A 24,777-nucleotide genomic window follows, 5' to 3' on the forward strand; every position below is an offset into this window, starting at 1 on the left:
CAAGTGTCTTGGATTTAAGACACCCGCCGAGGCTTTTGCTACACTTTTGCAGGAAGCAGCTTAATCAGATACCCTCACCGCCGGCATGATGCAGTTGGAGTAGCTTTTCCACGGCAATATACAGATGCGACACATGGGCAAATTAGAGATGCGACCTTTCTAGGCTGCTTGAGTTTATAAGAATATACTCATACATAGCTCATGGTATTGAGCTTGCAGATTATTTTATGGAGAGGATGAGTTTCATGAGTAAAATTTCAGTATTGCTGATCGCAATGCTAATCATGGCGGGATGCACAACTTCAGAGAAAGACGTCAGTATCGGAACTGTTGCTGGCGCCGCGATCGGCGGAATCGCTGGAGGTGGCCGTGGCGCACTGATTGGTGCCGGAGCGGGTGCGATTGGTGGTTTGCTTGTTCGCAATCTGCGCAACGGTAAATGCGAATACAGAAACAGCCGTGGCCAGATTTACACTGCACGCTGCCGTTAAAATAATAGCAAGGCAGGGCTTTAATGGCCCTGCCCTGTACATGGATTTTATAAAAACCAATACCCTTTAATTTGCATATTTTACGAACGGTATATTTTATGACCGACATCAATGCGATTGCCGGTTGGGGTCTTCAATACGAATGTTCGCAGGTCAAAGCCCTTATCCTGCAAGGCCTTTAGCAGGTTCTGTTTGATCGTAATCATTTCTCTTATTACGGATTTCAACAGGGCTGCTGATTGTCGATCTAAGACCAAAGCATGCGTGTAATCGTTGTTGACTTGCGCTATTACCCCCATGCGCCGAATCCGATCGTCAGCTTAAATGCTTCGCGCACCGGAGAGTGTTGTTTCCGGCCTAAAGCCGGTCTCCAAGGAAGGTAGATTACATGTTGGAAGCACGTATCAGGAACGCATCCCTGCGTGATAAGATCATTACGGCAGAACAAGCTGCCAACCTGATCAAAGATGGCATGATTATAGGCATGAGCGGGTTTACGCGTTCAGGTGATGCCAAGGCAGTTCCTTTAGCGATGGCGGCGCGTGCTGCAAATGATCCATTCCAGATCACCTTGATTACCGGCGCGTCCCTTGGCCATGATGTTGATAAGGTGCTGACCGAAGCCCATGTGCTTGCGCGTCGCATGCCTTTTCAGGTGGATCGTACTTTGCGTGCCGCAATCAATCGCGGTGAAGTCATGTTCATTGATCAGCATCTCTCGGAGACTGTCGAACAATTGCGTTCGAACCAGATCGGCCCCATTGACTACGCCGTGGTCGAAGCCCTGGCGATCACTGAAAATGGCGGTATTATTCCAACAACATCCATTGGTAACTCTGCGAGCTTCGCAATTCTGGCCGATAAGGTCATTGTCGAGGTTAATCTCAATCAGCCACTGGCGCTTGAGGGATTGCACGACATCTATATTCCCACGAAGCGCCCTTCCCGCGATCCAATTCCGGTGACGGCCTGCGACAGCCGTGTTGGCCTGCCCTATATTCCGATTCCGCCTGAGAAGATCGCCGGCATTGTTATCACCCATGAGAACGACAGCGCCTCGACGGTGGAACCTGCCGATGGCGAAACCATTGCCATTGCTTCGCATCTCATCGAGTTTCTTCTCAAAGAAGTCGATGCAGGTCGCCTTGATCTGACACTCAATCCTTTGCAGGCAGGTATTGGTACAATTGCCAATGCTGTTCTCAATGGCTTTGTGGATAGTCCGTTTCATAATCTGCGGATGTATAGTGAAGTGCTGCAAGACAGCACTTTCGATCTTTTTGATGCTGGCAAACTCGATTACGCCTCCGGCTCATCCATCACGTTAAGTCCTGCCTGTGGCGAGCGCGTGTTTAGTAATATTGACCGCTATCGCGACAAGCTGATTTTACGCCCTCAGGAAATCAGCAATCACCCGGAAGTTATTCGTCGTCTTGGCATCATCGGCATCAATACCGCACTTGAGTTTGACATCTACGGCAATGTGAATTCCACCCATGTCGATGGCACACATATGATGAACGGGATCGGCGGTTCCGGTGATTTTGCGCGTAACGCCTACATTTCAATATTTGTCAGCAAGTCCGAAGCGAAAAATGGCGCCATATCGTCTATCGTGCCGATGGTCACCCATGTCGATCACACCGAGCATGATGTCGATATTCTTGTGACAGAACAAGGGCTGGCCGATTTACGCGGGCTTGCACCACGTGAACGGGCACGGCTTATTATCAATAATTGCGCGCACCCGGATTATCGCGACCAGCTCAATGATTATTTTGAACGTGCCTGCAACAGAGGCGGTCACACCCCTCACCTGCTTGAAGAAGCATTTAGCTGGCATGACCGGCGTAAGCAGACGGGTTCGATGCAAAAATAACGGCTGTGTATTTGGAATACCGATTTGATTGAATCAGATCGGCCTTCCTTTCATTCCGGTCGAAATCTGCTCTCATCGGCGGCGTAAGTCGCCGATTTCCTTTCGTAAATGACTGGAACCTTATTCTGATAGGAACGTTAACCGGCATATCATCTTTGCAACAGGATGATGGAGATTGGGGACAGTTATTGGCTCGGAAACGGGCCGCGCTTCCCATTATCATACCGCTCTGTTCGGCCTCCAGATGGAACGGTCGCCGAAAGAGTTAAGAAACATCCGTTCCGGGAAGGGTCCGACTGCTTATGTCTATCCTCATTAGCCTTCTGATAACAATTCTGGTTATCTTTCTCGTCCTTTACCTCATCAATATGCTACCGCTTGATGGGAAAGTGAAACAGATCGCCCAGGTGATTGTCATTATTATCGGTATCGTATCGCTCTTGAAATATCTGGCAGTCTTTTAGAGCATTCCAAGCCAAAGGGCGAAGTGGGTTTGCGTGGGATAATGCGTGAACCCAAACAGAAAGAGCACGCCCGTTGATTCAGTCAGATCGAACCGCGCCAGAGCGCGTTTCGATTTTCTTGAATCCGATATTTGCTCTAAATCATTCTATTTTAAGCATAATTTTATTGGCTTTTGTTTCGCTTCAGTCGGGTTGTGCACCGATGTGAAAAATTACAGCAAATGTTATTTCTTTTAAAGATTGTTGTCTCAAGACGAATCTATGAGTAAGATATTGATGATGCACTACTTTAGATTGTGTTTTTAATGGCACACATATATAAATAATTGTATTCGTGCAGGAATGTAGCTTTTATCAAAATGTTGCACCTCCTATAAGGCCTCTGAGGGCGCGTTTCGGGCTGATTGTATCGGGGGCGTGTTCGGATTTTATTTCAGCGCGCAACTTGTCTGGTCGCAATGGGATCAGAAATTAGTCCTATGGACTGGTTTCTCAGCATCGGCGGTTGGCGTTTGGGGGCTGTGCACTAACGATCTGGTCTGTTCATACAGGGTTCAGCAACAGACACCTAAAATATCTTCATAGGGTTGGGGGATTTCATAGATATGAAGACGGTTTTATGGAAGGCAGCGTTCATAACGTTGTGTGTGGTTCTGTTTTCCTTAGCAACCAGCTTTGTTGTCGGATTCTTTTTCGGTTCACTGCCGGGACGGGCAGCTATCAGCCTGAGTGCAGGCATTCCGATAGTTACCGCCTTCCCTTCGCTTGTTTATATTTTCTATCATTATAGCAAACTTCAGGATGCCTATGCGCAGCTTGAAAAAGCGCATACCGAATTGCAGGCGCGCTCGCGCGTTGATCATATGACTGGATTGCTCAACCGCGAAGCACTGTTCGACGCTATGAAAATCAGCCGCTCGCGCATTGAAAATGGAACTTTGCTTGTCATCGATGCCGATCATTTTAAAGCAATCAATGATACATTCGGGCATAGTGTGGGTGATCGTGCACTCAAGCTGATTGCATTTGCGCTTCAAAATGTGACGCGCAAGGGTGATCTTGTCGGGCGTATTGGTGGCGAGGAGTTTTGCGTTTTTCTTCCCGGGGCTACGGGAGAAACAGGTATGCGCGTTGCGCAGAGAATACGTTCAGAGGTGGAAAACACACCGTTCCATGCCACCGAATATCAGATATACCCGCTGACAATCAGTATCGGTGTGGCATCTGCGCCAAAGAATGAATCCAATTCTCAGGTGTTGAGCCGGGCTGACCGTTGCCTTTATATGGCCAAGCAGCGCGGTCGAAATTGCGTGGTGTTTGATGAAGAAAGCGGACGTATTACGAGCGCGTCTGTCGTTTCAATCACCAACGGACGCGAAGTCGCGCGGGGCTAACCTTATTCCCACGCTATCACTTCTTCTTCCGACCAGCCGACAGGCACAAATCCCATTCTCTGGTAAAGCTGCAACGCGCGTGGACTGTCGAGCGTGTTGGTATGAATTGAAATTTTTTGCGGCTCATGTGACCACGCCGTGGAAATCGCTTCATTGAGAAAGAATTTTCCCAGTCCCCGCCCCTGATAATCCGGCATGAGGCCAAAGTAGAGAATTTCAGCCGTTTCGGGTAAGGCAGCGAGATTGATCTCCAAAAGACCGGCCGGATTGCCATCGACATAGAGAACGTGAATTTCGGTGGTTTCGGCGTGAATTGCTTCGGCCACTTCTGCATCATTTTGCACGCGTCGCATCATCCAGTGATGCTGACGCCCGATTTGTTCATAAAGGTAGCGATAGAAATGCACGGGCATTTCGGTCGATCGCATGATGGCAAGGCGCACCCCAGATGGCACCGGAACAGACAGTGACGACCGTGCCGTCATTTCCAGATGGGTTACTCTGGCGGTAAGCTTTTTTTGTGGCATTTTATTCTGCTTCGCCGGTCACGACAGGCGTATCCTGCCTGCTGCCCCACTCGCTCCAGGATCCATCATAAAGCCGATTGTCTTCATGGCCAAGCGAAGTCAGCGCGAGGGTGATGACCGCAGCTGTCACGCCGGAGCCGCAGCTTGTAATAACAGGTTTGTTGAGGTCGACACCGGCACTGCGAAAAATTTCGCGAAGGCTGTCGAGGCTCTTGAGTTGACCGTTTTCAGACAACGATCCAACGGGAACGTTGCGTGCGCCCGGCATATGACCGGAGCGCATCCCTTCCCGCGGCTCTGCATCGCGGCCTGTGAAACGGCCCGCCGCCCGCGCATCGGCGATCTGAGAGCTGCGTTCATCGACGATTTTGCTCATTTCTGCAAAATCAACGACCTTGGCCGCATCGAATGAAGGCGTGAAAAGTGTTGCAGCGATTTTTGTAACTTCATCGGTGACGGGGAAGTTTGCTGTTTTCCAGCCATCAAAACCGCCATCGAGAACCAGAACGTTCTTCACGCCCATCACGCGGAACATCCACCAGACGCGCGGTGCGGAGAACATGCGGGGACTATCATAAACAACAATGGTTTCATCTGCCGTGATGCCCATTGCACCGACATGGCGCGCAAAAAGCTCTGGTGAGGGCAAGGTATGGGGAAGGCCTGAATCCTTGTCGGCAATCACGTCCTGATCGAAGAAGACGGCACCCGGAATGTGCGCTGCATCATATTCATCGCGTCCGTTGCGACCGGCTGCGGGCAAATACCACGATGCATCCACGATTGCGAGGCCCGGCTCGCCCAGTCGGGCTTTCAGATCATCGCGGGAAATAACAAATGCGCTTTTGTCGGACATGATTGCTCCTGAAATTCTCAAGCTTGCGGTGCATTGCCAAATCGAATGCGGAAGCGGCGGTTTTCCTTGCCCTTCTTTTCGATCTTGCCGATGTGGATTTCACCCACTTCCTGTGTTTGAGAAACGTGTGTGCCGCCGCAAGGTTGCGAATCCACCGAACCATTTTCGCCGATAACCACCAGACGCAAATGTCCCGTGCCAACAGGCGGACGTACATTCTTTGATTTCACAATATCAGGATTGGCCAGAAATTCTTCGTCGGTAATCCAGCGCAGCGTAACGGGATCATTGGCTTTGACCATTTCCATGAGTTTTTCTGTCACCAGTTCCTTGGTATAGCTCGCATCTGGCAAATCGAAATCGACACGGCTTTCCTCTTCACCAACTGCGGCACCGGTAATTGGAAACGGACATGCGACAGAAAGAAGATGGCAGGCGGTATGCATACGCATCAGCTTGTAGCGGCGCTCCCAATTGAGTTGCAGAACCAGCTTCTCGCCAATTTCGGGCACCGCCTGCCCTTCGACTGGCACATGGATGATTTCATTTTTGCTTTCGCCGGTTACAGTTGCAGCAATTTCAATGCGCGAGCCATCGGCACGTTCAAAATAGCCCGTATCTCCCGGCTGTCCGCCGGACGTGGCATAAAAATTTGTCTGATCGAGAATGATGCCGCCGGACTCTGTCAGGGCAAGGACCGAACCCTCCGCGCTTTTAAGATATGCATCTTCGCGGAACAGTGCTTCAGTCTCGTATGCCATGATTATCCCTCGTATGGTATTTCAATCTCGGTTTTTGTTTCAAGCCAGCCCGGCACGGGCAAGTCTTTTCCCCGCAGGAAAGCCGGATTGAACAGCTTGGACTGGTAACGATTACCATAGTCGCAAAGCACCGTCACGATTGTGTGGCCCGGCCCGAGATCTTTTGCAAGGCGGATTGCACCGGCAATATTAATACCCGATGAGCCACCGAGGCAAAGCCCTTCCTCCTGCACCAGATCAAACAGAATATCGAGTGCGTCGGCATCGCCAATGCGATAGGAAAAATCAGGCGTAAAACCTTCGAGATTGGCCGTAATACGCCCCTGCCCGATGCCTTCGGTGATGGAATCGCCTTCCGATTTCAGTTCCCCCGTTGTGTAAAAGGAATAAAGGGCGGCGCCATGGGGATCAGCGAGAGCGATCTTGATATTCGCATTCTTGTCCTTGAGGCCAAAGGCCGTGCCTGCGAGTGTGCCACCCGAACCGACAGCCGAGACAAAACCATCGACCTTGCCATTGGTATCACGCCAGATTTCCTGTGCTGTGGTTTCAATATGTGCGTTGCGGTTGGCCACATTATCGAATTGATTGGCCCAGATAGCACCATTGGGTTCGGTTTTGGCGAGTTGTTCAGCCAGACGGCCCGACAAACGCACATAATTGTTCGGATTGCGATAGGGTGCTGCTGGAACCTCAATCAGTTCCGCACCCAGCAGACGCAAGGCATCCTTCTTTTCCTGGCTTTGCGTTTCAGGAATAACGATTACAGTGCGATAGCCAAGCGCCTTGGCAACAAAGGTGAGGCCGATGCCGGTGTTTCCTGCCGTGCCTTCAACAATAACGCCACCGGGCTTGAGAAGTCCGCGTTTTTCGGCATCACGGATAATATAGAGCGCTGCGCGATCCTTGACCGACTGACCGGGATTGAGAAATTCAGCCTTGCCGTAGATTTCGCAACTAGTGATTTCAGAAGCCTTCTTCAAGCGGATGAGTGGTGTATTGCCGATAGCATCGAGTGCTGAATTGAGCATGGCTTCCGTTCCTTCTGGTTGAGAGGAAACTACGGGGAAGCATGACGTTCTTCAAGCAAGCGGGGAATAATTTTCCAGGTGAAATTGCAATGACGAACTCATCAATCCAGCTAAAACGAAAAAACCGCCCCGTTAAGGGCGGCTTTTAGAAAAACGTGTGCTGCGATTAAGCAGCGCGCTGGCCGCCACCGCCGCCACCTGGACGACGCTTGCGATGGAATGGACGCTTTGGCTTTGCAGCCGCTTCGCCGTTTGCTGGCTTTGGTGCTGGCGTTGAACGATTTTCGCCAGACTTGGCCATCTTGTTGGCCGGACGACGATGCTTCTGTGGCACGCTGTGCGATCCGGGTTTACGATCCGAACGTGGTTTGTCTTCAGCATCATCAAACTTTGGAGCCGGTGCTGGTGCGAGCTTGACGGGCGCTTCCTTGATGGTGAGCTTGCTGCGCGTGACGCGTTCAACGGCACGAAGCTTTGTATCTTCCGTTGCAGCATCATAAAGCGTGATCGATGCGCCGCTTGCGCCGTTACGGCCCGTACGGCCAATGCGGTGCACATAGGTTTCTGGCTCATCCGGCAGGTCATAATTGACCACATGGCTAATGCCCGGAACGTCAATGCCGCGAGCGGCGATGTCGGTTGCAACCAGAATGCGCAATGTGCCATCGCGGAAGCCGTTCAGCGCGCGCTGGCGGGCGTTCTGTGATTTGTTGCCGTGGATCGCTGCAACATCGAAACCGTCACGTTCGAGATGACGCACAACCGCATCGGCACCGTGCTTTGTACGGGTGAACACGATAACGGATTTCATGGTCTTGTCGCCCAGAAGACCGGAGAGCAGACGACGCTTTTCCTTGGTTGGAACAGGGTGCACAACCTGTGTGATTTCAGCCGCTGTTGTGCCCTGTGGAGCCACTTCAACGCGAACCGGATCACGCAGCAGGCTCTGTGCGAGTGCTGCGATTTCCTTTGGCATGGTTGCCGAGAAAAGTGCGGTCTGACGGTTTTTGTGCGTGCCCTTGGCAATGCGCTTCACATCATTGATGAAGCCCATATCAAGCATACGGTCCGCCTCATCGAGAACCAACCAACGGGTTTCCGAAAGATCAATACAGTTCTCACGCACCAGGTCAGTCAGACGGCCCGGTGTTGCGATGAGAACATCAACGCCGCCCTGCATGCGCTTGATCTGGCTCAGGCGCGATACGCCGCCGAGAACGAGCGCAGTCGAAATATGCGCCTGCTTGGCAACGGTACGGATCGTTTCTTCGATCTGCACGGCCAGTTCGCGGGTTGGTGCAAGGATCAGCGCGCGTGCCGTCTTACCCTTGCGCTTGTCGCCAAGCCCAATGATTTTCTGCAGGATCGGCAGGCTGAAGGCAGCGGTCTTGCCGGAACCTGTCTGTGCGATGCCTAAAATATCGCGACCTTCCAGCTGATGCGGAATGGCCTGTGTCTGGATCGGTTTTGGCTCGGTCATACCAGCAGCTTCAACGCCCTTAAGGAGTACGCCAGTAACGCCAAGAGCGGCAAAGCCGCCAATGTTTTCAGTAGTCAATTTAAACTCTTTCGGCGGCACCGCAAAATTGCAGTCCGCTTTAAAAACTTCGGACAAGCGCAACTTGCCGAAAAATAGCTTTGTGATGATACGACGGGACGCCGGAAACATCCGGTCGACTTGCGCTGCCGTGCCCGAAACCAGTCGGGTCTCCCCTGCTCTCAGACCATTCTGACTGCAAGAGGCGAGACGCAACAAGTCCGATTCCGGGAAGGCTGAAACAGTTCAGCCCATGCGCCTGAGCAGGCATATGGGGCGTTTTACCCCAAAAAGCAAATGATTTTTATTTAATGCTTTGTCAGATGATGAAATCTGCAAGCACCTGATTGTCCGTTATATCCTGATAGGCCCATCCGGCTTCGGCAAATTTCTTTTCGAGAATTTTGAAGTTCGCCGCATTTTTGGTTTCAATGCCGATCAGGACGGAACCGAAATTGCGTGCGGATTTCTTCAGATATTCAAAGCGGGCCACGTCGTCTTCCGGACCGAGCAGATCAAGGAATGAGCGCAGTGCCCCGGGACGCTGCGGGAAGCGGAAGATGAAATATTTCTTCAGACCTTCATAGCGAAGCGCGCGTTCCTTGACGTCCGGCAGGCGTTCAAAGTCAAAATTGCCGCCTGATACGACGATGACAATGCGCTTGCCTTTAAGTTCGCTTTTCTTGAAATCTTTGAGCGCATCAATGCCAAGCGCGCCGGCGGGTTCAAGGACCACGCCTTCGATATTTAGCATTTCAACCATTGTCGAACATAGGCGGTTTTCTGGAACCGTGATGACAATATCTTTGTCGAAGCCTTTGAGAAGCTTGAAGTTTTCTTTGCCGATCTCTGCCACAGCTGCGCCATCGACAAAATTATCAACCTGACTGAGCTTGATCCGCTTGCCTGCTTCAAGGCTGCCTTTGAGGCTCGCAGCACCTTTAGGCTCGACAAAGCGGTAGGCAATTTTCCAGCCAAGGCCATCGAAATATTGGGTCACACCTGCCGACAAACCACCGCCGCCAACGGGCAAAAACACAAAATCCGGCTTTTTGCCATCGGGCAGCTGGCGCTCGATCTCGAGCGCAACAGTCGCCTGCCCTTCGATAATGCCAGCATGGTCAAAAGGCGGTACCATTACGCCCTTGTTTGCCTCCGCATAGTCTTGCGACGCGGCATAGCAGACGTCGAAAATATCGCCGATGAGCTTGATTTCGATAAATTCTGCACCGAAAGCGCGGGTCTTGTCGATTTTCTGCTGCGGTGTTGTCACGGGCATGAATACCACGCCTTTACGACCGAAGTGTCGGCAAGCAAAGGCAAAGCCCTGCGCGTGATTGCCTGCTGAGGCGCAGACAAATATCGCATTTTCGTCGGCAGTTTTCACTGCGCGTGAAATGAAGTTGAAGGCACCGCGTATCTTATAGGAGCGAACCGGCGTCAGATCTTCGCGCTTGAGCCAAATTTCCGCGCCGTATTTCCGTGAAAGATAGTCATTGCGCTGCAATGGCGTCTCTGGAAAGAGCGCACGCATGGCAGTTTCAGCTTGAGCTACGGCTTTTACGAAGGCGTTCATCAATCAGCTTTCTGCATTCTCTTGAAGATTTGCGCATCGCTACATTGCTTTACTGTTTCAAACAAGCTTGAAACAGTAAACATGAGTAAAAGCGCAATGTTTTATCAGGGAAGATAGGTGGTGCGGTCGGCGGGACTTGAACCCGCAAGCCTAAAAGGCGACGGATTTTAAGTCCGTTGCGTATACCAATTTCGCCACGACCGCAGCTGAGGAATTCTATGTCATGATTTGTAAAACAAATTCAAGCTGTTTTGAACGCTTACAACAACTGGTTTTGCTGACAGTGGATATTATTCAACAAATTGTTCGCAACGATTTTTTAGAATGTAAGCTCGTGTAAAAGTGAATGATCATATGCGGGCGCGTTAGTTTGAGAATTATAGAAAATCAGTTGCAGCTTGTGTCAGCCACGGATTAACTGTGATGAAACAGAATGGAGTCTGGGCATGACGACTATCCCGCAAAAGGCCGTTACCGCTGCAATGCTTGCCATTGGCGATGAGCTTCTCTCAGGGCGCACGAAAGACAAGAATATAGGCCATCTGGCCGAGGTTCTGACGGCCGCAGGAATTGATCTTAAAGAGGTTCGTATCGTTGCGGATGATGAAGATGCCATTGTTGCAGCCCTCAATGCGTTGCGTCCAGGATATGACTATGTCTTCACTTCCGGCGGCATTGGTCCGACCCATGACGACATCACTGCGGATGCCGTATCGCGCGCTTTTAATGTGCCTTGTATTTATGATGAAAAGGCGATGACCCTTCTGGCAGAAACTTATGCCAGACGTGATTTGGAGTTTACCGACTCTCGCAAGCGCATGGCGCGCATGCCTGAGGGGGCGGAGCACATCGACAATCCCGTATCCACAGCGCCCGGTTTTCATATTGGCAATGTCTATGTCATGGCGGGGGTGCCTTCGGTTTTTCAGGCGATGCTCGACAATGTTCTTCCAACGCTTAAAACTGGCCGTAAGCTTTTGTCCAAAACTGTTCCCTGCCCGTTTGGCGAAGGCGTCATTGGCGCCCCTCTTTCGGCAATCCAGAAGGAAAATCCTGAAACGATTATCGGTTCTTATCCGAAATTCGAAAATGGAAAATTCAGCACAGAGCTTGTTGTTCGCGGCAGCGATGAGACCAAAATCGATTTGGCAGTGTGTGCAATTGAGGCGATGATTATCACCTTGCAGACGCAAGGCGCAGCTTGAGCCCAGGATTTTTGCCTGTTTGTCGGACTGAATTGTTATATACTAAAACGGAAAATAGCCGGAAGGAGATCGGATATGTCCTATAAGACGGTGGTGGCTTATGCCCGTAGTGATGCCGAGTTAAAGCGGGTTTTGTCGGCAGTCGCATTGTTGACGCGCAAAACGCCTGACATTCACGTCATCGGCCTTTATTCGGTTCCCTCTCCTATCGTGTATGCTGATCCCAATGGTTTCATTGATCCGGGCATGTTTGAGTTGCATGACAAGCAGCATAAGGAAATCTCCGAACGCCTGAAGCTGCTTTTTGAAGAAGAGATGCGCCGTCAGGCTGTGCATCACGAATTCCGCGTCACGCGCTCAGAAACCGGTACGGCTGCGGATGGTGTGCTGACATCGTGCCTTGGCGCTGAACTGCTGGTGGCTGGCCAGCCAGATCCTGACGATCCGGCAACCAATGATGAAACCGCCGACACACTTGTTTTCAATTCGAGTTGCCCGGTTCTGCTGGTGCCGTACGCGCCGATTTTGCCCATGGAAGCGATTGATCGCATTGTTGTGGCATTCAATGGCAAGCGGGAGGCCGCACGCGCTGCTTTCGACGCCAAGCCACTTATGAAAAATGCGAGCCGCACGGAAGTCATATGGATTGATCCGCCGGAGCGTGAAAGTGAAGACGAAGCCCTTGCCGGAAGTGAACTGGCGCAGGCCTTGTCACGCCATGGAATCGAGGCCAGTGTTACACCGCTCGCATCCAATAGCCGCAATGCACAGGATGTGCTGCGTGAGCACATCATTGCACAGCGTGCAGACCTTCTCGTTATGGGGGCTTACAGCCACTCACGATTGCGCGAACTGGTTTTTGGCGGTGTTACACGCTCCATGCTCAATGAACTGCCAATTCTGACGCTGTTTTCGCGTTAAACAAATAACACGTCTGACCGGGCTGCTTCGCGCGGTCTGGTGCAATATTTTTGGCGTGGAATGAACATGTCGTCTCACGCCGCTCTTGCGCTACAGGTATTTTTGCGGTTATCAGCATCACCCGGCGCTGACTGTGCCGGGCGGAAAGCCTTTCCTTGTTGTGCAGCATGCACATGAAATGCTGTGCGCGCATAGAGGAAAGCTGCAGATCCAGACAGTTCAGCGCGAATGGCAAGCGTCATCGCGCATTTTTGGTTTGATTAAGTCCGGAACGATGTTTTCGGATTTTCCATGGAGCGTTTTGATGTCGTTGCCCGATAAAGCCTTTCCCGTTTCCTGGGATCAGTTCCACCGTGACGCCCGTGCGTTGGCCTGGCGTATTGCAGATATGGATCGCGAATGGCGTGCGATCGTTGCGATCACGCGCGGTGGGCTGGTTCCTGCTGCAATCGTTTGCCGTGAACTCGGGATTCGTTTGATCGAAACTGTCTGCGTTGCATCTTACCATGATTATACATCGCAAGGCGAAATGGAAATTCTCAAGGGAATCAGCGCGCCGCTTCTCGAAAATGGCGGTGAAGGCGTGATCGTGGTCGATGACCTGACCGACACCGGCAAAACGGCAGCTATTGTTCGTGAGATGATGCCAAAGGCGCATTTTGCCACCGTTTATGCGAAGCCAAAAGGCCGCCCATTGGTCGATACATTCGTAACCGAAGTTTCGCAGGATACGTGGATTTATTTTCCATGGGATATGGGTTTCACCTATCAAGAACCTATTGCTGGCGGAAAACGCGGCTAAACGAAAAAAAATGAAAGGTGATTGCGGTGGTAAAGCGACCGCAATCACACTATATTGAAAGTCAGCCGGAAAGCGGTGGAGGCGTATCACTGATCTTTTATTGAAAGCGAAGTGATCGTTGTTTTTATTAAGTCATTGAAAATAAATATTTTTTATAGTTTTGTTTCAAGGGGCTGCAAACAAATCCATTGTCATTTCGGAGAATCAATCCATTCTGTTTGGAAAATGGTGGGACTTTCGCGGTGAAAACACAGGCTAAAAAATTTGTTGCAACGGAGAAGCGTATTCTGACGCCTTCTGGTCGTTTGCAGCAAGTTGCGGCACTTGTGTATCGTTTTCATGCGGACGATCTGCAAACTCTGCTTATCACCAGCCGCGGTACGGGCCGCTGGATTATCCCCAAAGGGTGGCCACAGGTTGGGCGCACGCTTGCAGAAACTGCCGCACGTGAGGCTTTCGAGGAAGCTGGTGTTCGCGGTGAGATTTCGTCACGCCCTATCGGCAGCTTCGAATATTGCAAAAACGATCTTCCGCCTGAAAGCATCAATCAGTTTTCAGTGGCCGTCTATACACTACACTATGTGGAGCGCGCCAAAGACTGGCCAGAGCGGGAGATGCGTGTGTGTGAGTGGGTTTCGCCGCTCGAGGCTGCAGAACGCGTCGATGAAATTGATCTGAAACGGATTCTTCTTGATTTTGACGGTTCGCTGACGGCGGCGGCTGCCGAATAATAGCTTTTGGCGGGAAAGGAACCCTGCCCCTTCTTATTGTGCAATAGGTTACCCGCGATTTGTCGTCCAAAATTTGAACCCAGTTCCGGGATCGGGATTAAAGACATGCTTTGTGTTGCTGATTGGCATGTGTCTTGGAATTAAATACGCCGAGCTTCATATATCTGTCATTCTCCCCGTTATCCACATTTCGCCTCGCGGCTTAATCACAATATCTAGCGCCGGGGGCTTAATGGTAAACCAAAGCTTGACGCTCATGTCCGAGTCGTTTTTTATAACGACATCGTTGCGTTAGTGGCGTGGCCGAGCGTAAAGAATTTGTCGGTCTTTTCTTCAAATCAGTGGAGTTGACAACGGGCGTTGCGTCGAAAAGGCGTGGATCGCACGAGTTTTTTTGCGTCTGAAATTTGCTATGTCAGCGCTGCGTGGCGGATGAATTTTATTGATGCCAATGACGTATTAATACTAGATTTAGTATTTTTGGTCATGGTAATATACCAGATGAGGGAAACCTTGTCCGCAGGCTTGGATGAAAGCGGTCTTTTGGCCGTGGCGTTGTTTGGGTTTCGCATGATCGAAATCGATTGAAAGAATTCTCGAGGAGCCAGCTCCTCAATCATGGTTGTCCTTTGATATATGAGGACATTCGAAGTGAATATGCAGGCACGTATCGTGGCTGGAATGCCGGGGCTGAAATTTTTCAGCCAGGCTACCATATATAGAACGTTTGGATGGGACAGATGAAGATCGAACGCCGTTTCACGAAAGAAAACCAGTCGGCTTATGCGGAGATCGAATTCCGTACGGCGACGAGTGAGATCAAGAATCCCGATGGCTCGGTGGTGTTTCGCCTTGAGGACATCAATGTCCCTGCGCAATTCAGTCAGGTTGCCGCAGACATTCTTGCGCAGAAATATTTCCGTAAGGCCGGTGTTCCTGCCCGTCTGAAAAAGGTTGAAGAAAACGACGTGCCATCATGGCTCTGGCGTTCTGTGCCTGATGAAGAGGCTCTCGCGAAACTTTCGGAAGATGAGCGTTTCGGTTCTGAAATGGATGCTTGTCAGGTTTTCGACCGTTTGTCCGGCACATGGACCTATTGGGGCTGGAAGGGTGGCTACTTCGATTCGGAAGAAGACGCGCGCGCCTTCCGCGATGAGCTTGCTTATATGCTTGCGACGCAGCGCGTGGCACCAAACAGCCCGCAATGGTTCAACACCGGCCTGCATTGGGCCTATGGCATCGACGGTCCTGGGCAGGGTCACTTCTATGTTGACTGGCAGACCGGTAAGCTGACAAAATCCAAGTCCGCTTATGAACATCCACAGCCGCATGCCTGCTTCATTCAGTCGGTTGGCGATGATCTCGTCAATGAAGGCGGCATCATGGATCTCTGGGTCCGTGAAGCACGTTTGTTCAAATATGGATCCGGCACTGGCTCGAACTTCTCGCACCTGCGTGGCGCGGGTGAAAAGCTTTCGGGCGGTGGCAAATCGTCGGGTTTGATGAGCTTCCTGAAAATTGGCGATCGTGCAGCGGGCGCAATCAAATCAGGTGGTACAACACGTCGCGCCGCCAAGATGGTGGTTGTCGATATTGATCACCCGGATATTGAAGAATATATCGACTGGAAGGTGAAAGAAGAGCAGAAAGTTGCGGCTCTTGTCACGGGCTCCAAGATCGTCAAGCAGCATCTGACTGCCATTATGAAGGCTTGCGTTAATTGCGAAGCAGACAATGACGATTGCTTTGATCCATCCAAAAATCCGGTTCTCAAGCGCGAAATCAAGGCTGCAAAAAAGAATCAGGTTCCTGAAAACTACGTGAAGCGTGTTATTCAGTTTGCACGTCAGGGCTACACGGACATTGAGTTCAAGACCTACGACACGGACTGGGATTCTGAAGCCTATCTGACTGTTTCGGGACAGAATTCAAACAATTCGGTTTCGCTCAAGGATGAATTCCTGCGCGCTGTTGAAAACGACAGCGATTGGAACCTGACTGCGCGCCGCGATGGTCGCGTTATGAAGACGCTCAAGGCGCGCGATCTTTGGGAAAAGATCGGTTATGCAGCCTGGGCCTCAGCTGATCCGGGTCTGCATTTCAACACCACAATGAATGATTGGCACACCTGCCCTGCGGCTGGCCCAATCCGTGCGTCCAATCCGTGTTCGGAATATATGTTCCTTGATGACACGGCTTGTAATCTGGCGTCGATCAATCTGCTGACCTATCGCAATAAGGATGGCTCGTTCGATATTAGTGCTTATGAGCACACTGCGCGCCTTTGGACGATGGTTCTCGAAATCTCGGTGATGATGGCGCAGTTCCCTTCCAAGGAAATCGCCCGTCTGTCTTATGAATACCGTACACTCGGCCTTGGCTATGCCAATATTGGCGGCCTGCTGATGACATCCGGCATTCCTTATGACTCAGACGAAGGTCGTGCGATCTGCGGTGCACTGACCGCAATCATGACCGGCGTTGCCTATGCCACATCTGCTGAAATGGCGAAGGAGCTGGGTGCTTTCCCAAGCTATGAGCCGAATGCTGAAAGCATGCTGCGCGTTATTCGCAATCATCGGCGTGCTGCTTATGGTGAAAATGACGGTTATGAAGGTTTGGCCGTTAACCCCGTTGGTCTGATTGCAGAAAATTGCCCTGATCAAGACATGATCGCGCATGCACGTGCTGCCTGGGACAAGGCGCTGGAACTGGGCGAAAAGCACGGTTATCGCAATGCGCAGGCAACGGTTATCGCGCCGACCGGCACGATTGGCCTTGTCATGGATTGTGACACGACCGGTATCGAGCCTGACTTCGCGCTGGTGAAGTTCAAGAAGCTTGCCGGCGGTGGTTATTTCAAGATCATCAACCGCGCTGTTCCTGAAGCACTGCGCACGCTTGGTTATTCGGAAAGCCAGATTGCTGAAATCGAGGCTTATGCTGTCGGTCACGGCAATCTTAATCAGGCACCGGGTGTCAATCCTTCAACATTGAGGGCCAAGGGCTTTACGGACGAGAAGATTGAAGCACTGAATGCCGCTCTCAAGAGTGCGTTTGACATCAAATTCGCTTTCAACAAGTGGACGCTGGGCGAAGATTTCTGCAAGGACATCCTGAAGCTGACCGATGAGCAGCTCAACGACTTCTCGTTTGAGATGCTGCCAGCGCTTGGCTTTGCCCGCAAGGATATTGAAGCAGCAAATGTTCATGTTTGCGGTGCGATGACGCTGGAAGGTGCACCGTTCCTCAAAGAAGAGCACTATCCGGTTTTCGATTGCGCCAATGCCTGTGGCAAGATCGGCAAGCGTTATCTCTCGGTTGAAAGCCATATCTGGATGATGGCTGCGGCGCAGCCGTTCATTTCGGGCGCGATTTCCAAGACGATCAACATGCCGAATGAAGCAACGGTTGAAGACTGCAAGAGCGCTTACATGCTTTCATGGAAGCTGGCACTCAAGGCGAATGCACTTTATCGCGATGGCTCCAAGCTTTCGCAGCCGCTTAATGCATCGCTGATTGCAGATGATGAAGATGAAGATGATGCGGTTGATGCACTGATCGAAGCGCCAGCTGCTGCGCGTGCCGTTCACGTCACCGAGCGTGTTGTCGAAAAGGTCATCGAAAAGATTGTTCATGAGCGGGAAAAGCTGCCGAACCGTCGTCAGGGGTACACACAGAAGGCTGTTGTTGGCGGTCACAAAGTTTATCTGCGCACAGGTGAATTTGGTAATGGTCGTCTTGGCGAAATCTTTATCGATATGCATAAGGAAGGCGCTGCTTTCCGTGCGATGATGAACAATTTCGCAATCGCTGTGTCGCTGGGCCTGCAATATGGTGTGCCGCTCGAAGAATATGTTGAGGCATTCACCTTCACCAAGTTCGAACCTGCTGGCATGGTGATTGGTAACGATGCGATTAAAACCGCAACGTCGATCATTGATTATGTGTTCCGCGAGCTGGCAGTTTCCTATCTCGGACGCAACGATCTCGCCCATGTTGATACGAGCGACTTCTCCAATACCGCACTTGGTAAGGGTATTCAGGAAGGCAAGACCAATCTTGTGTCGACCGGCTGGACGCGCGGCTACAAGCCAACGCTTGTCTCGACCACCCTGCCCGGTACAGAATCGAAGGGCTCGGCTGCTTCAACACCACAACAGGTGTCGAATGTAACGACGCTCAAGTCTTCTTCGGCTCGCTCGGCGACGGTTGGTCTTGTGACGGATGGTGCCACGGCCTTCAAGCGTGAGTTTGAAGAACAGCCGACACCCGCCGCTGAACAGGAAAATATGGCTGCAACGGAATTGTTCTCTGATAAGGCGGCTGCCGATGCAGCGTCAGCTCGCGCAGAAACAACAAATGTTGCCAAAAAGCTTGAAGCGGATCGTCGTATCAAGTCGATGATGCAGGGTTACACCGGCGATAGTTGCACAGAATGCCAGAACTTCACCATGGTCCGTAATGGAACTTGTTTGAAGTGTGATACATGCGGCTCTACAAGTGGCTGCAGTTAAGATAGAGTAATATAAAGTACAAATGGCAGGCCGGTTAATATCGGCCTGTTTTATTTTTTATCCGTCATTTTTTCTATTCTTTCTCACCCTTTTTGTATGAAAATTTTGAAAAAAATTGGAACCCCTCGCCATTCTCTACGTTTGTTTAGTGAAACCGAACGTATAAAGGAGATGGTTATGCTTAGAACAACACTTCTGACAACGACGTGTGCGCTGTTTATCGGAGGGGCAGCCTTCGCCCAGACAGCAGACCCAGCACCGATGGGAGCAGCCCCTGCGGCTTCGGAGCTTCCGGTTTCTTCTCAGAACATGTTCGGTAGTCCGCCTGCTGCGGAATCTGAAAAGATTGGCTTTGTCGAAGCCAAGGATGGACAGCTTCTCGTTTCGAGCTTTATCGGACAGACAGTTTATGAAAGTGACGCAGCCGATGCGGCGTCTGTCGGCAATCTCAACGATCTAATTGTAAGCCCTGAGGGCGAAATTCAGGCTGCTGTGATTGGTGTTGGCGGTTTTCTCGGCGTGGGTGAAAAGGACGTTGCGGTCAGCCCGGATCAGTTGCAGCTGGCAACCCGAAGCGACGGTAAAAAATGGCTGGTCATCAAGGCAAGCAAGGAACAGTTGACGGAGGCGCCGACCTTTGATCGTGGCGTGCTCTTCAAGGACGGTGTTGCAGATCCAAATGCAGCCGCTGAAATGAACGCACCAGCAACAATGCCTGCACCGGCAGCGCCAGATGCGACGGCACCTGCCACGCCCGCAACCCCTGCTCCGGCGCAGTAATGTGTTTCGGTATATCGATAAAAATCCCGGCCTTTGGGCCGGGATTTTTTTGAAATAAAGTCGAAAGGTTGATTTCAGCACCGCGTACACGTAGGACTTTTATAAATTACCAAATCATTCAGGCCCAATCAATTTGGCCAAAGCATCCGGGAAACTCTATTGTCGGAATTTTTTATTGCTCACCCATGGGCGCAGACAGTTGCATTGCTGTTGGGCCTTTTTCTTGCGGCTTTTGTCGCCAATTTCCTTGTTAAAGCTGTTTTGCTCAAGGTTCTTGATCGTATTGTTCAGAAAACGCCTTTCGGGCAGGATGAGGAAATAAAGCAGCATGGCGTCGTCGGCCATTTGGCCAATATTGTTCCGGCGCTCATTATTTCGACTGGGATTGTTGCAATTCCCGGAATGCCACACATCGCATTGACGGTGATCAATAATGTGGCAATTGCCTTTATCATTCTGACTCTGGCCTTCACTTTAAGCGCTGTCTTGAGCGTCGTGGAAACGCTCTATAGCCGCCGTGAAGAGTCGAAAGATCGGCCGATCAAAGGCTATGTTCAGGTCAGCAAGCTTGCAATTTATATCGTCGCGGTGGTGCTGATTATCGCGACACTTCTGGATCGCTCACCGGTAATCCTGTTGTCTGGTGTGGGTGCGATGGCGGCCGTGCTTATTCTGGTGTTTCAGGATACACTGCTTTCACTCGTCGCCAGTATGCAAATAGCCTCTTCCAACATGGTGCGGGTTGGCGACTGGATTGAAATGAAGAATCTTGATGCCAATGGCGATGTTGTTGAGATTGCGCTTTATACGGTCAAAGTGCAGAATTTCGACAAGACGATTACGACTATCCCCATCCGCAAACTCATCACCGAACCGATGAAAAACTATCGCGGGATGCAGCAATCCGGTGGCAGACGCATCAAGCGCGCCTTGTTTATCGATCAGGCAACCATCCGTTTTCTCAGTGAAGATGAGCTTCAAAGCCTTGCCTCGATTGATCAGCTCACAGGCTATCTTTCGAAAAAAGAAAAGGAAATCGCCGACTGGAATGCGAAGCTTGGCGATAAGGCGAAGAACCCGGTTAATACGCGCCGTTTTACCAATATTGGGACGTTCCGCGCCTATGTCGAGACCTATCTGCGAAACCATCCCGCTGTTCACAAGGGCATGACCCTGCTCGTGCGCCAGATGGACCCCACGCCAGATGGATTGCCGCTCGAAATCTATTGCTTCACTAACACCACTGTCTGGGCATCGTATGAGCAAATCCAGTCTGATATTTTCGACCACCTTTATGCGGTGATGCCGGAATTTGGCCTTTATCCATTCCAGAACCCCAGTGGTGGAGACTTCCGCAAGCTCAAGCTTGCGGACCTTACCGCGCCTGTTGCAAAGCCCTGATGATTGCCACCTATATCGTTTCTCAGGCTCTAACCGGATTTCGCAAGCCAGCTATGAATACCGTTTGCAGAAGCCTTCGCCATTGCAAAACAAGCGGTTAGAAGATAACCGCCGGTGGGGGCTTCCCAGTCGATCATTTCGCCAGTGACAAACGTGCCCGGCAGTTTTTCAAGCATAGAGTGTTCATTGATCTCGCTCCATTTTATGCCGCCAGCAGAGGATATCGCTTCCTCAATTGGTCGCGGGCGAAGGAGTGGAATTTTGAGTGACTTGATGGTCTGGGCGAGTGTGATTGGGTCTTTATCTCGCAAAAACTCAAGCACGAGTGCTGCTTTGACACCCGTTAGGCCTGCACCTTTTCGCAAGAGATTGCTGATACTTAGCTTCTTATCCTGTCGCGAAAGATCAAGTGTCAGGCGTTCAAGCGTGCGCCCCGGCACAAGATCAAGCTCCAGACTGGCGTGGCCATCGCGTTCAAGATCATCGCGCAAAACCGCTGAATGCGCATAGACGAGGCTTCCTTCGACACCGCCGCATGTGATCACAAATTCGCCTTGTGAAACACCTGCTGCGCTTTTGATCGTTACCGACTTGACCGGCTCTCCGGCAAATCGTTCTGCAAAGAAATCGCTCCAGTGGACATCGAAGCCGCAATTGGCGGATCGAAAAGGTGCAATGTCGACGCCTTGCGCTGCGAATAATTCTGTCCATGCGCCAGTCGAGCCAAGCTTGGGCCAGCTTGCGCCGCCAAACGCAAACAGTGCTGCATCACAGGATATGGTTTGAGTGCCAGTCGATGTCTCAATTACCGGCTTGCCGGTGCGGAACCCGACCCATTTATGGCGGGTCAGTATGGTCACATCCTGCGCTTCCAGACGACGCAACCATGCGCGTAAAAGCGGGGAAGCCTTCATCGCTTTTGGGAACACGCGGCCCGATGAGCCGACAAAGGTTTCAGCGCCGAGCGCATCCGCCCATGCGCGTAAATTCTGCGGCGTGAATTGCTGCAAAGCTGGCTGAAGCCGTTCACTGCTTGCACCATAGCGCTGTGTAAAACGGGCAAAATCTTCTGAATGGGTAATGTTAAGACCCGATTTTCCCGCCAGCAGAAATTTGCGCCCGACCGTCGGCCTCTGCTCGTAAACAGTGACCGAATGTCCAAGCGCCGACAATTTTTCGGCGGCAAACAGCCCTGCCGGTCCACCGCCGAAAATTGCGATTATACGCTTACGCATTGCTTTGCGAACCGCGTTTCGGCATCAATCTTCTTTCTCCAGCATTTCTTTAACAGCAGTTGCTAACTGTTTGAGAGAGAAAGGTTTTGGCAGGAAGCCGAACTTGGCGTCAGCTGGCAAATTACGCGCGAATGCGTCTTCCGCATAACCCGATACGAAGATGAATTTGATGTCGGGATGGGTCTTGCGCAATTCGCGCAGCAGCGTCGGTCCATCCATTTCAGGCATGACAACGTCAGAGACAACAATATCCACCTGCCCGTTGAGTTCTTCCAGAACCTCCAGCGCTTCGACGCCTGAGGCTGCTTCATGAACGGTGTAGCCGCGCGATTGCAGCGCACGCACGCCGCCCATGCGCACGGCGTCTTCGTCCTCGACAAGCAGAACAGTTGCCGAGCCGGAAAGGTCAGCGGCCTTTTCGACCTTCTTTTCCTTGATTGTGACAGGTGCATTGTCTGCACTTTTTTCTTCAATATGGCGTGGCAGGAAAATTTTAAAGGTCGTGCCCTTGCCGACTTCGGAATCACAATAGATGAAGCCGCCGGTTTGCTTGATAATGCCATAGACCATGGAGAGACCGAGGCCGGTGCCTTTGCCCACTTCCTTGGTGGTGAAAAATGGCTCGAAGATTTTTTCGAGCACATCGGCCGGAATTCCCGTACCGGTATCTTCGACTTCAAAGACAACATAGTCGGCTTCGGGCAGATCACGATAGTGGAGCTTGGCTGCCTCATGTGCTTTGACGTTGCGTGTGCGCAGCGTGATCTCGCCGCCCTCCGGCATTGCGTCACGGGCATTCACAGCGAGATTGACGGCGACCTGTTCAAACTGGCCAAGATCGGCCTTAACAGGCCAGACATCGCGTCCATGTTCGATCTTGAGGCTGATATCCTTACCCACCAGACGCGCCAACAGCATACGCAGATCGGCCAGAACATCGGTAAGATCAAGAACCTCTGGGCGAAGCGTCTGACGGCGCGAGAATGCAAGCAACTGACGCACGAGCGAGGCGGCCCGATTGGCGTTCTGCTTGATGTTCATAATGTCAGGGAAGGACGGGTCGGAAGCGCGATAATTGCTCAGCAGCAGGTCCGATGACATGATGATCGCGGTCAGGACGTTGTTGAAGTCGTGCGCGATACCACCGGCAAGCTGGCCGACAGCCTGCATCTTCTGGCTTTGCGCCATCTGATTTTCGAGCGCCTTCTGCTCGGTGGTTTCTACCGCCGACACGATCGCTGCTTCTTCGCTTGTTTCGCCAAGATCAGTGACCGCGCTCAGATAAAAGCGAATGTGACGGTCTTCATTGCCCGGAAGAACGGTGTCGACGGGCGAAATACTGGCTTGGCCTGCAAAGGCCGCTGCCAGCGCCTTGTTGAACGTATCGCGATCACGTTCATGGACGACATTTTCGAGCTTGATGCGGTTATCCACCGCATCGCGATCCACGACCGGCGCGAAAATATCAAGGAAGCGCGCATTGGTACGCAGCGTATGGCCTTGCGCATCCACGGCTGCAATGGCCATTGGGGCGGAATTGAAGAAGCGCGTGAAGCGGACTTCTGCCGAGCGCAGTGCTGCGGAGGAATCATCACCCTCTGCACGATCCAACACGATCGTGCGGCTGGTGCCGCGTGTGCCATCGCGCGCAGCCTGGACGCGATGATAAAAGCGCACAGCTAGGCTCTGACCATTGCGCTTGATCAGATCGAGATCGATCACAGTGTTACGGCTGGTGCCGGGTTCTGCTTTGACGGCTTTGATAAGCGCCATACCGCTGCCAGCGACAATATCATTGAGCGTGAGAGAACCGGGGGTGAATTGCGTGAGGTCTACGCCAAGCCATTCGGCAAGGGTTGCATTGAGATAGATGATACGGCCCGAAGGATCAGCCGAAAAAAATCCGGCAGGCGCATGATCAAGGTGGTTGATTGCTTCCTGCAACTCCTGAAAGAATCGCTCCTGTTCGGCGCGCTCGTCCGAAATATCCGCAATCTGCCAGGCGACAAGCGTTCCCTTGAAGTCCTGTCCGCCGTCAACGGGACGTGCCTTGATACGATACCAGACAGGAGCATCCGCTCCTTGAGCGTCCCGTGAAAGGCCACCGGAAATACGCACTTCCTCCTGCCCCGAAAGCCCGTCACGCACGGCATTTGTCAGCCGGTAAATAGCATCTGAAGCAGCAGGTTCGGTGGTCAGAATATTATCGAGCGAGCGAACACCATCAGCGGATGCAACGCCGGTCATTCTGGCATAGGCATTGTTTGCATAGACAATCTGCCCGCGTGCATCTGAAATGACGGTGCCTTCCGGCTGTGTATCCATGAAAACATGCGCCAGATCCTGCCCACCATGCCGCTGGCTGAACTGGATCAGCCCCGTGGCCGCACCAAAAAGATAGAAAACGCCAATCATGGACAATATGCCCATTAAAACGATTGCGAAACCATCGCCAAGCTGATCGCGAAACAGGAAATAGACAAGGGCTGCCATGGTCAGCACGACGCCGATGATCAGCAGCCTCAAAGCTGAACTGGAGCCACGCTTCGGCATGACGAGCGGTTTCGGATAATTATTGTCCGTATGTCGCGACATCAGGCCCACTGCCCTTTCATGCTGTTTGGCTGAACTGCATGGACGACGTATCGTCCATTCGCTGTTTCTTCCAG

The 24,777-nt window shown here is 51.7% G+C and carries 18 protein-coding genes, 1 tRNA gene and 1 pseudogene; 11 read left to right on the plus strand and 9 right to left on the minus strand.

All coding sequences use genetic code 11. The annotated features are described in order from the left end of the window. Window positions 1–245 precede the first annotated feature (245 nt). The 4 genes from ABE530_RS07155 to ABE530_RS07170 all read left to right on the plus strand — a co-directional run bounded on the left by ABE530_RS07155 (window position 246) and on the right by ABE530_RS07170 (window position 4,228). Entirely contained in the window at window positions 246–491 is a 246-nt protein-coding gene (locus ABE530_RS07155) for a hypothetical protein (protein ID WP_499694096.1), read from the plus strand. A 388-nt stretch (window positions 492–879) separates the two neighbouring features. After that, window positions 880–2,370, plus strand: a complete 1,491-nt coding sequence (gene scpC / locus ABE530_RS07160; protein ID WP_499694097.1) for a succinyl-CoA:acetate CoA-transferase ScpC — start codon at window positions 880–882, stop codon at window positions 2,368–2,370. A gap of 302 nt (window positions 2,371–2,672) precedes the next feature. Beyond that, window positions 2,673–2,834 (plus strand): Thivi_2564 family membrane protein, encoded by a 162-nt coding sequence (locus tag ABE530_RS07165; RefSeq protein WP_265984684.1) that lies wholly within the window; start codon window positions 2,673–2,675, stop codon window positions 2,832–2,834. 605 nt (window positions 2,835–3,439) lie between these two features. After that, window positions 3,440–4,228: a GGDEF domain-containing protein gene (locus tag ABE530_RS07170; protein WP_265984685.1), complete on the plus strand. Its 789-nt coding sequence runs from the start codon at window positions 3,440–3,442 to the stop codon at window positions 4,226–4,228. A 2-nt stretch (window positions 4,229–4,230) separates the two neighbouring features. On the opposite strand, the gene ABE530_RS07175 is transcribed toward ABE530_RS07170, so the two are convergent. From ABE530_RS07175 to ABE530_RS07205, 7 genes and pseudogenes are all read right to left on the minus strand, one after another. Then, a complete protein-coding gene (locus tag ABE530_RS07175; RefSeq protein WP_265984686.1) occupies window positions 4,231–4,755 on the minus strand; it encodes a GNAT family N-acetyltransferase in 525 nt (174 codons plus the stop codon). A gap of 1 nt (window position 4,756) precedes the next feature. After that, window positions 4,757–5,611, minus strand: coding sequence for a 3-mercaptopyruvate sulfurtransferase (gene sseA / locus ABE530_RS07180; RefSeq protein WP_499694098.1), 855 nt, complete (start codon window positions 5,609–5,611; stop codon window positions 4,757–4,759). Window positions 5,612–5,628: 17 nt separating this feature from the next. Next, entirely contained in the window at window positions 5,629–6,372 is a 744-nt protein-coding gene (locus ABE530_RS07185; RefSeq protein WP_265984688.1) for an alanyl-tRNA editing protein, read from the minus strand. A 2-nt stretch (window positions 6,373–6,374) separates the two neighbouring features. After that, window positions 6,375–7,403, minus strand: coding sequence for a cysteine synthase A (locus tag ABE530_RS07190; protein WP_499694099.1), 1,029 nt, complete (start codon window positions 7,401–7,403; stop codon window positions 6,375–6,377). A gap of 166 nt (window positions 7,404–7,569) precedes the next feature. Further along, window positions 7,570–9,211 (minus strand): annotated as a pseudogene (locus ABE530_RS07195) (DEAD/DEAH box helicase). Window positions 9,212–9,259: 48 nt separating this feature from the next. Next, window positions 9,260–10,519, minus strand: a complete 1,260-nt coding sequence (ilvA, locus tag ABE530_RS07200) for a threonine ammonia-lyase IlvA (protein ID WP_265984690.1) — start codon at window positions 10,517–10,519, stop codon at window positions 9,260–9,262. Window positions 10,520–10,634: 115 nt separating this feature from the next. Continuing rightward, window positions 10,635–10,720: transfer RNA gene (locus tag ABE530_RS07205), tRNA-Leu, on the minus strand. Between the two features lie 242 nt (window positions 10,721–10,962). On the opposite strand from ABE530_RS07205, the gene ABE530_RS07210 reads away from it, so the two are divergent. The 7 genes from ABE530_RS07210 (at window position 10,963) to ABE530_RS07240 (ending at window position 20,873) form a co-directional block, all read left to right on the plus strand. After that, on the plus strand, window positions 10,963–11,721 hold the full coding sequence (locus tag ABE530_RS07210) for a competence/damage-inducible protein A (RefSeq protein WP_499694100.1): 759 nt from the start codon (window positions 10,963–10,965) through the stop codon (window positions 11,719–11,721). Window positions 11,722–11,796: 75 nt separating this feature from the next. After that, entirely contained in the window at window positions 11,797–12,642 is an 846-nt protein-coding gene (locus ABE530_RS07215) for a universal stress protein (RefSeq protein WP_499694101.1), read from the plus strand. A 304-nt stretch (window positions 12,643–12,946) separates the two neighbouring features. Next, a complete protein-coding gene (gene gpt / locus ABE530_RS07220; RefSeq protein ID WP_007875001.1) occupies window positions 12,947–13,444 on the plus strand; it encodes a xanthine phosphoribosyltransferase in 498 nt (165 codons plus the stop codon). Between the two features lie 242 nt (window positions 13,445–13,686). Further along, the gene (locus ABE530_RS07225) at window positions 13,687–14,175 is read left to right on the plus strand and encodes an NUDIX hydrolase (RefSeq protein WP_265984693.1); all 489 of its coding nucleotides are present in this window, start codon (window positions 13,687–13,689) and stop codon (window positions 14,173–14,175) included. A gap of 740 nt (window positions 14,176–14,915) precedes the next feature. Then, a complete protein-coding gene (locus ABE530_RS07230; RefSeq protein WP_499694102.1) occupies window positions 14,916–18,692 on the plus strand; it encodes a vitamin B12-dependent ribonucleotide reductase in 3,777 nt (1,258 codons plus the stop codon). A 177-nt stretch (window positions 18,693–18,869) separates the two neighbouring features. Beyond that, window positions 18,870–19,472: a PRC-barrel domain-containing protein gene (locus ABE530_RS07235; RefSeq protein ID WP_499694103.1), complete on the plus strand. Its 603-nt coding sequence runs from the start codon at window positions 18,870–18,872 to the stop codon at window positions 19,470–19,472. A 159-nt stretch (window positions 19,473–19,631) separates the two neighbouring features. After that, window positions 19,632–20,873 carry a mechanosensitive ion channel family protein gene (locus ABE530_RS07240; RefSeq protein ID WP_499694104.1) on the plus strand — a complete coding sequence of 414 codons (1,242 nt, stop codon included), beginning with the start codon at window positions 19,632–19,634 and terminating at the stop codon, window positions 20,871–20,873. Window positions 20,874–20,902: 29 nt separating this feature from the next. Here ABE530_RS07240 and ABE530_RS07245 read toward each other — a convergent pair whose 3' ends face one another. Both ABE530_RS07245 and cckA read right to left on the minus strand, forming a co-directional pair. After that, window positions 20,903–22,108 (minus strand): TIGR03862 family flavoprotein, encoded by a 1,206-nt coding sequence (locus tag ABE530_RS07245; RefSeq protein ID WP_499694105.1) that lies wholly within the window; start codon window positions 22,106–22,108, stop codon window positions 20,903–20,905. Window positions 22,109–22,132: 24 nt separating this feature from the next. Continuing rightward, window positions 22,133–24,703 (minus strand): cell cycle histidine kinase CckA, encoded by a 2,571-nt coding sequence (gene cckA, locus ABE530_RS07250; RefSeq protein WP_265984698.1) that lies wholly within the window; start codon window positions 24,701–24,703, stop codon window positions 22,133–22,135. Between the last annotated feature and the right edge of the window lie 74 nt (window positions 24,704–24,777).

It is taken from the genome of Brucella sp. TWI559 (assembly GCF_039674265.1).
Classification (GTDB): domain Bacteria; phylum Pseudomonadota; class Alphaproteobacteria; order Rhizobiales; family Rhizobiaceae; genus Brucella; species Brucella chromiisoli.

Bases quoted from the DNA above. Each gene is read 5' to 3' on its own strand.
- gpt (WP_007875001.1), top strand. From the start codon at position 12,947: ATGTCGTTGCCCGATAAAGCCTTTCCCGTTTCCTGGGATCAGTTCCAC.
- ABE530_RS07190 (WP_499694099.1), bottom strand. From the start codon at position 7,403: ATGCTCAATTCAGCACTCGATGCTATCGGCAATACACCACTCATCCGC.
- cckA (WP_265984698.1), bottom strand. From the start codon at position 24,703: ATGTCGCGACATACGGACAATAATTATCCGAAACCGCTCGTCATGCCG.
- ABE530_RS07215 (WP_499694101.1), top strand. From the start codon at position 11,797: ATGTCCTATAAGACGGTGGTGGCTTATGCCCGTAGTGATGCCGAGTTA.
- ABE530_RS07245 (WP_499694105.1), bottom strand. From the start codon at position 22,108: ATGCGTAAGCGTATAATCGCAATTTTCGGCGGTGGACCGGCAGGGCTG.
- ABE530_RS07230 (WP_499694102.1), top strand. From the start codon at position 14,916: ATGAAGATCGAACGCCGTTTCACGAAAGAAAACCAGTCGGCTTATGCG.
- ABE530_RS07165 (WP_265984684.1), top strand. From the start codon at position 2,673: ATGTCTATCCTCATTAGCCTTCTGATAACAATTCTGGTTATCTTTCTC.
- ABE530_RS07185 (WP_265984688.1), bottom strand. From the start codon at position 6,372: ATGGCATACGAGACTGAAGCACTGTTCCGCGAAGATGCATATCTTAAA.
- ABE530_RS07170 (WP_265984685.1), top strand. From the start codon at position 3,440: ATGAAGACGGTTTTATGGAAGGCAGCGTTCATAACGTTGTGTGTGGTT.
- ABE530_RS07175 (WP_265984686.1), bottom strand. From the start codon at position 4,755: ATGCCACAAAAAAAGCTTACCGCCAGAGTAACCCATCTGGAAATGACG.
- scpC (WP_499694097.1), top strand. From the start codon at position 880: ATGTTGGAAGCACGTATCAGGAACGCATCCCTGCGTGATAAGATCATT.
- ABE530_RS07155 (WP_499694096.1), top strand. From the start codon at position 246: ATGAGTAAAATTTCAGTATTGCTGATCGCAATGCTAATCATGGCGGGA.
- sseA (WP_499694098.1), bottom strand. From the start codon at position 5,611: ATGTCCGACAAAAGCGCATTTGTTATTTCCCGCGATGATCTGAAAGCC.
- ABE530_RS07235 (WP_499694103.1), top strand. From the start codon at position 18,870: ATGCTTAGAACAACACTTCTGACAACGACGTGTGCGCTGTTTATCGGA.
- ABE530_RS07210 (WP_499694100.1), top strand. From the start codon at position 10,963: ATGACGACTATCCCGCAAAAGGCCGTTACCGCTGCAATGCTTGCCATT.